Raw genomic sequence first — 5,980 nt, forward strand, 5'->3', positions numbered from 1 at the left:
CGGGTTCTTTCAATTAATGGTTCAAAATCCTCATATCTTGAAATAGGAATTCGCTCTTGAAAAGTCGCGTAAGAATGTATGGATTCGAAACCGTATTTTTTTCCAATAATAGTATATTCAGAAAGTCTTAATAAATTGATCATCAACTCTTCTTGTACTTCATTTGGATATTTTAAAAACAACTCGATTTGATGAATTCGTTGTTTTAAAACCCACGATGCAATAGAATTTATGATTGGTAATGCCATTATTGATTTTTGATATTAGATTTTTGATATATGATGCTGTATTTTAAAAACAAATCTTAAATTTACAATTAACCAAAAATAGTAAATTTGTATAGATATTCATATTTAATATCTAAAATCTAATATCTAAAATTTATGCAATACGAAGGCGTACTGACCAAAATGCAAACTGAAATAGGAAATCCAATTCAATATTATTTAATTTTTGAAGATAGCTTTTTGAATGTAAATCAATTATTGGGCAAAAATTTAAGTGTTTCCTTTTTGGGATACCAATGTTTGAATTGCCATAAAAAAAAGAAAATTTTTCGTCAAGGATTTTGTTACGACTGTTTTATGTCAAGTGCTGCAGCTGGCGATTGGATCATGAAACCAGAATTAAGTACTGCCCATTTGGATATTGAAGATCGAGATTTAGCGTATGAAAAAAGAGTACAACTACAACCACACATTGTATATTTGGCTTTGTCGAGCGAGGTAAAAGTTGGAGTTACTAGAAATACACAAGTTCCAACGCGTTGGATAGATCAAGGTGCCGTAAAAGCCATTCCAATAGTTGAAGTACCAAACCGATACTTGGCAGGTATAACAGAAGTAGCTTTAAAAAAATTATATTCTGATAAGACCAATTGGCAGAAAATGCTAAAAAACGAATATATTGACGCAGATTTGATTAAAGAAAAAGCAAGTTTAAGGTACATAATTCCAAAAGAAGCCCAAGAATTTTTTGATATTGATAGACATGATTTAACCGAAATGTATTTTCCAGTGTTGGAATATCCGAAAAAAGTTTCGAGTTTAAATTTGGATAAAACGCCCCAATTTTCAGGAAAGCTTACAGGAATAAAAGGGCAATATTTAATTTTTGAAGACGGTACCGTTTTCAATGTTAGAACCTTTGAGGGTTATGTGGTTCGTATAGATTTGTGACCCCAAACGCTAGAAGAAAGAAAATAATTTTTTACAGGAGCACCACATTCCCGCTTCCCTTCAACATTATTCCCGCTTTTCGTTGCAATCTTTTATTATACCTGTCAGGTATAATAAAAGGATTTCCACTACAATCGGGGCTACAATTCAACATTTCAAATTCTATCAAACCTTTAATTATAGCATTTTATACCTCAATTCATTGGAATATTTATTCACGAGGCTCGTCATTTGAAGGAAGGATAAATCTTACACTATTGTCTATAAATATTAAGTATTTAATACCAAATAGCGCTATTTAAGTACTTGAATAGCTTCCCTGAACATCAGGCATATCATCAAACCCCTTGAATAGCTGTCGTAATCGTTACTGCAGAATTGCATTCTGTACACACAAACTTTTTTTTGCCTACTTTAGTTGTCAAATAAACTCGTTTCTTTATTTAGACAACATCACATAAAAGCCAAAAAAATAGTTATAAAACCTTAAAATAAGTACACGCCTATGAAATGGAATGCAAAACTGATAAAACACAAAAATGAAAATCGAATAGCCGTGTTTTTTGAAAAAAATAATGAGTTAATAGAGAGAATAAAAAAAGTAGAAAGATCGGTATGGAGTCAAAGCAAGCAATTTTGGCATGTACCAGATACTTTAGACAATAGAATTCGGTTTAAAATTGCACCTACACCATTGCCATCATTAGAAGGAATTGAGCAATTAGAAAAGTTCAAATACTGGTTGCAATCCAAAAGATATAGCAATAATACAATCAAAACCTACACTGAAGCTTTGAAGTCTTTTTTAACTTTTTTCAACAACAAATCTGTGTTTGAGATTACAAATGAAGATGTTATTTTGTACAATAATAATTATATTCTAGAGAATAAGCTGTCCTCATCTTATCAAAACCAAATTGTGAATGCTATAAAATTGTATTTTAACACCATTCAAAATCAAGTTATAGCTATCGAAAAAATTCATCGACCAAAACGTGAAAAAATATTACCAAATGTTTTGAGTAAGGAAGAAGTAAAATTAATACTTACAACACATACCAACGCCAAACACAAAACCATGTTAGCAATGATTTATAGCTGCGGTTTAAGAAGAAGTGAATTATTACATTTAAAACCTACCGATATTGATTCCAAAAGAAATATTGTAATTATAAGACAATCAAAAGGCAAAAAAGACAGAATTACACCATTATCGCCCAAAATTCTTGAATTATTAAGAGCTTACTACATATTATACAAACCAAAAAAGTGGCTGTTTGAAGGGCAAGAAGCAGGAACCCAATATTCAGAACAAAGTTTACAAAGTGTACTCAAACAAGCCCTGCAAAAATCAAAAATAATGAAACCTGTTACATTACACTGGTTAAGGCACAGTTATGCCACTCATTTGCTAGAAAGCGGAACCGATTTAAGATACATTCAAGAACTTCTGGGACACAGTAGCAGTAAAACAACAGAAATATACACTCATGTAAGTACTAAAAACTTACAACAAATAAAAAGCCCATTTGATGATCTATAAAGTTTTTTCCCTATATTTGATTTTAAATAAAGTATGACATTATCATACATATCTAACCAAATATAGGTGGATATATATAATTTTATCATACATATATATAAGTTGTGTGAAATGCCTTGCGAGACGCTGAAAAAACTACATCTAATAAAATAATCTTTAAAAAAATTGTTTCTAAAATTAATTTGACTATTTTTGTCAAAACAAATTTTGTCTTATGGAAACATTTGGAGATATTATAAAAAACGAAAGAGAAGGCAAAGGACTTTTATTAAGGCAAGTCGCATCAGCACTTGAAATCGATCAAGCCATTGTTAGTAAATTTGAGCGTGGAGAAAGAAAACCAACAAAAGAACAAGTTGAAAAATTTGCTGAATATTATAATTTGGACAAAAACAATTTAGTTACAAGTTGGTTGAGCGATAAAATCGCAAATACAATTTTTTACGAGGAAAATATCGGAGAAGTTCTAAAAGTAGCAGAAGAAAAAGCAATTTACTTAAAAACTATTCACGATGGAAGATAAAATAAAAGTTGTAGAATTATTCGCAGGAGTTGGTGGATTTCGCCTTGGTTTAGAAGGTTGGAATAACAAATCTGCATCATCAAATTACAAAGAAAATTTTGAAAGTCCTTATGAAATAGTTTGGAGCAATCAATGGGAACCATCAACCAAAGTTCAACACGCATCAATGGTTTATGAATCTCGTTGGGACAAAAAAAATCATTCAAATAAGGACATTTCAACTGTTGAAATAGCTGAAATCCCAGATCACGACTTGTTAGTTGGAGGTTTTCCTTGTCAAGATTATTCCGTTGCTACAACGCTAAAAAATTCAAAAGGATTAATTGGAAAGAAAGGTGTTTTGTGGTGGTCAATTCATAAAATATTAAGCGAAAAAGAAAACAAACCAAAATATTTGTTTTTAGAAAATGTTGACAGACTTTTAATTTCACCATCAGGACAACGTGGAAGAGATTTTGCAATTATTCTAAAGAGTTTAAATGATTTAGGTTACGCAGTTGAATGGCGAGTTGTAAACGCTGCTGAATATGGAATGCCACAAAGAAGAAGAAGAATTTTCATTTTGGCATATTCCCGAAATTCAACAATTTATAACGAAATAAAAGAAACTAATTCAACAGATTGGTTGCTTAAAGATGGAACTTTAGCGAACGCTTTTCCTGTTCAATCTGAAAACACTTTGTTTCCAATTGAATTCAAACTAAATGGAGATATTGTTGAAATTTCAGAAAATTTCAACAAAAATGGAAAAACAGGAATGTTTGAAAACACAGGAATTATGATTGATGGAATTGTAACAACTATCAAAACAAAGCCAAGTTATGAAGATAAATTCACAATCTTAAAAGACATAATTCAAAACGGAGAAGTAACCGAAGAATTCTACATTAACGAAGAAGATTTGGATAAATGGTTTTATCTTAAAGGTGCAAAAAAAGAAATGAGAAAAAATTCTCAAGGCTTTGAGTACAATTATAGCGAAGGCGGAATGATTTTTCCTGATCCATTAGATAAACCTTCAAGAACAATTATAACGGGCGAAGGAGGAAAATCTGCATCGAGATTTAAACACGTTATCAAAACAGCAAAAGGTTATCGAAGATTATCTCCAGTTGAACTTGAACGATTAAATATGTTTCCAGATAATCACACAAAATTTGACAGAGTTACCGACACAAAACGTGCTTTTTTTATGGGAAATGCTTTGGTTGTTGGAGTAATTGAAAAAATTGGTGTTGCATTAACTCAAAAAATAAATAATGAAGTTACCATATAATCAAAATGATAAAAACTCAATAATTGAGTATGCAAAAAAGTTAAAAGATAAATCTTTACGTCAAGTTTGTAATGCTGACTTAATAAAGAATGACAGAAAAGGAAAAGGGCATTTTGGACAAATTTTAGAAGAGTTTTATTTTTTATATAAACCAAACTCCGACTCTGAACCTGATTTTCCAATTGCTAAATTAGAATTAAAGTCATCACCTCTTAAAAAACTTAAAAATGCTGAATTTCGCTCAAAAGAGCGATTAGTATTAAACATCATTAACTACGTTAATGTTGTTAATCAGAATTTTGAAAATAGTGATTTCTTCAAAAAGAATGCAAGTATTCTTTTAGTTTTCTATTTACATCAATCGGGTATTGATATTTTAGATTATTTGATAAAAATCGTTGATGAATGGAGTTTCCCATCAACAGATTTGGAAATAATCAAAAAAGATTGGCAAACAATTAATAAAAAAATTGCTGAAGGAAAAGCTCACGAACTTTCTGAAGGCGATACATTTTATCTTGGTGCTTGCACGAAAGGTGCAAATGCACAATCGGTAAGAAAACAACCATTTAGTGAAATTCCAGCAAAACAAAGAGCATACTCATTTAAGCAAGGTTATGTAAATCATATAATTGCTTCAATTGCAAATGAAAGCAAAGAAATCTATGGAAAAATAATTCCTAATATTCAAGTTGCTAAAAAACAAACAATTGAAGAAATTGTAATTTCTAAATTCCAACCATTTTATGGAAAATCCGAACAAGAAATAGTAAAAATATTAGATTTAAAAATTAATTCAAAAGCCAAAAGCTTTTACGCAAATTTAACAAAAGCTATACTTGGTATTTCTTTAGACAAAGAAATTGAAGAGTTTCAAAAAGCAGAAATTATTGTAAAAACTGTTCGTTTAAAAGAAAATGATTTGCCGAAAGAAGACATTTCTTTTCCAAATTTTAAGTACGAAGAAATTGTTAATCAAGAATGGGAAGATTCTGATTTTAAAGACATTTTAGAACATAAATTTCTATTTGTATTCTTTCAATTTGAGAACGAAAAACTTATTTTAAGAAAAGTTAAATTTTGGAATATGCCATATTTGGACTTAATCGAAGTTGAAAAAGTTTGGACGAAAACAAAACAAATTATTGCAAAAGGCGAAATCGTAAAAGAAATAAAAACTAATAAAAAAGGCAAGGAAATTCGTTTCACGAATTTTCCCGGCAAGAAATTTAGTTCAATTTCTCACGTTCGTCCTCACGCAAAAGATGCTTCTGATACTTTTGAATTGCCGAAAAAAGATAAGTTAACTAAACAAAATGAATACACAAAGCATTGTTTTTGGCTAAATAATACTTATGTTAAAAATGAAATTTATCATAAATAATGGCACTTCACACAACAGCGGTTTGCAAAAATTGGGGTTTTGGTCTTGACTTTACACATTGTTTTGTACTTTTGTG

At 30.1% G+C, this 5,980-nt stretch carries 6 protein-coding genes; 5 read left to right on the forward strand and 1 reads right to left on the reverse strand.

The window, feature by feature from the left end:
- Positions 1–248: GH3 auxin-responsive promoter family protein (locus tag RMN92_RS13000; RefSeq protein ID WP_309609867.1), on the reverse strand; the 248-nt coding region annotated here is incomplete at its 3' end.
- 135 nt (positions 249–383) lie between these two features.
- Between RMN92_RS13000 and RMN92_RS13005 the strand changes: the two genes are divergently transcribed.
- The 5 genes from RMN92_RS13005 (at position 384) to RMN92_RS13025 (ending at position 5,904) form a co-directional block, all read left to right on the forward strand.
- Positions 384–1,178 (forward strand): DUF2797 domain-containing protein, encoded by a 795-nt coding sequence (locus RMN92_RS13005; RefSeq protein ID WP_309609868.1) that lies wholly within the window; start codon positions 384–386, stop codon positions 1,176–1,178.
- A gap of 505 nt (positions 1,179–1,683) precedes the next feature.
- Positions 1,684–2,721, forward strand: a complete 1,038-nt coding sequence (locus RMN92_RS13010; RefSeq protein WP_309609869.1) for a site-specific integrase — start codon at positions 1,684–1,686, stop codon at positions 2,719–2,721.
- Positions 2,722–2,935: 214 nt separating this feature from the next.
- Entirely contained in the window at positions 2,936–3,244 is a 309-nt protein-coding gene (locus RMN92_RS13015; protein ID WP_309609870.1) for a helix-turn-helix transcriptional regulator, read from the forward strand.
- The gene (dcm, locus tag RMN92_RS13020; RefSeq protein ID WP_309609871.1) at positions 3,234–4,520 is read left to right on the forward strand and encodes a DNA (cytosine-5-)-methyltransferase; all 1,287 of its coding nucleotides are present in this window, start codon (positions 3,234–3,236) and stop codon (positions 4,518–4,520) included. The genes RMN92_RS13015 and dcm overlap by 11 nt, the downstream gene beginning before the upstream one ends.
- Entirely contained in the window at positions 4,504–5,904 is a 1,401-nt protein-coding gene (locus RMN92_RS13025) for a Sau3AI family type II restriction endonuclease (RefSeq protein WP_309609872.1), read from the forward strand. Before dcm ends, RMN92_RS13025 begins: the two co-directional genes overlap by 17 nt.
- Positions 5,905–5,980 lie beyond the last annotated feature (76 nt).

It is taken from the genome of Flavobacterium sp., from assembly GCF_031363805.1.
Classification (GTDB): domain Bacteria; phylum Bacteroidota; class Bacteroidia; order Flavobacteriales; family Flavobacteriaceae; genus Flavobacterium.

Coding starts and splice junctions, on each gene's coding strand:
- RMN92_RS13005 (WP_309609868.1), top strand. CDS start 384: ATGCAATACGAAGGCGTACTGACCAAAATGCAAACTGAAATAGGAAAT.
- RMN92_RS13010 (WP_309609869.1), top strand. CDS start 1,684: ATGAAATGGAATGCAAAACTGATAAAACACAAAAATGAAAATCGAATA.
- RMN92_RS13015 (WP_309609870.1), top strand. CDS start 2,936: ATGGAAACATTTGGAGATATTATAAAAAACGAAAGAGAAGGCAAAGGA.
- dcm (WP_309609871.1), top strand. CDS start 3,234: ATGGAAGATAAAATAAAAGTTGTAGAATTATTCGCAGGAGTTGGTGGA.
- RMN92_RS13025 (WP_309609872.1), top strand. CDS start 4,504: ATGAAGTTACCATATAATCAAAATGATAAAAACTCAATAATTGAGTAT.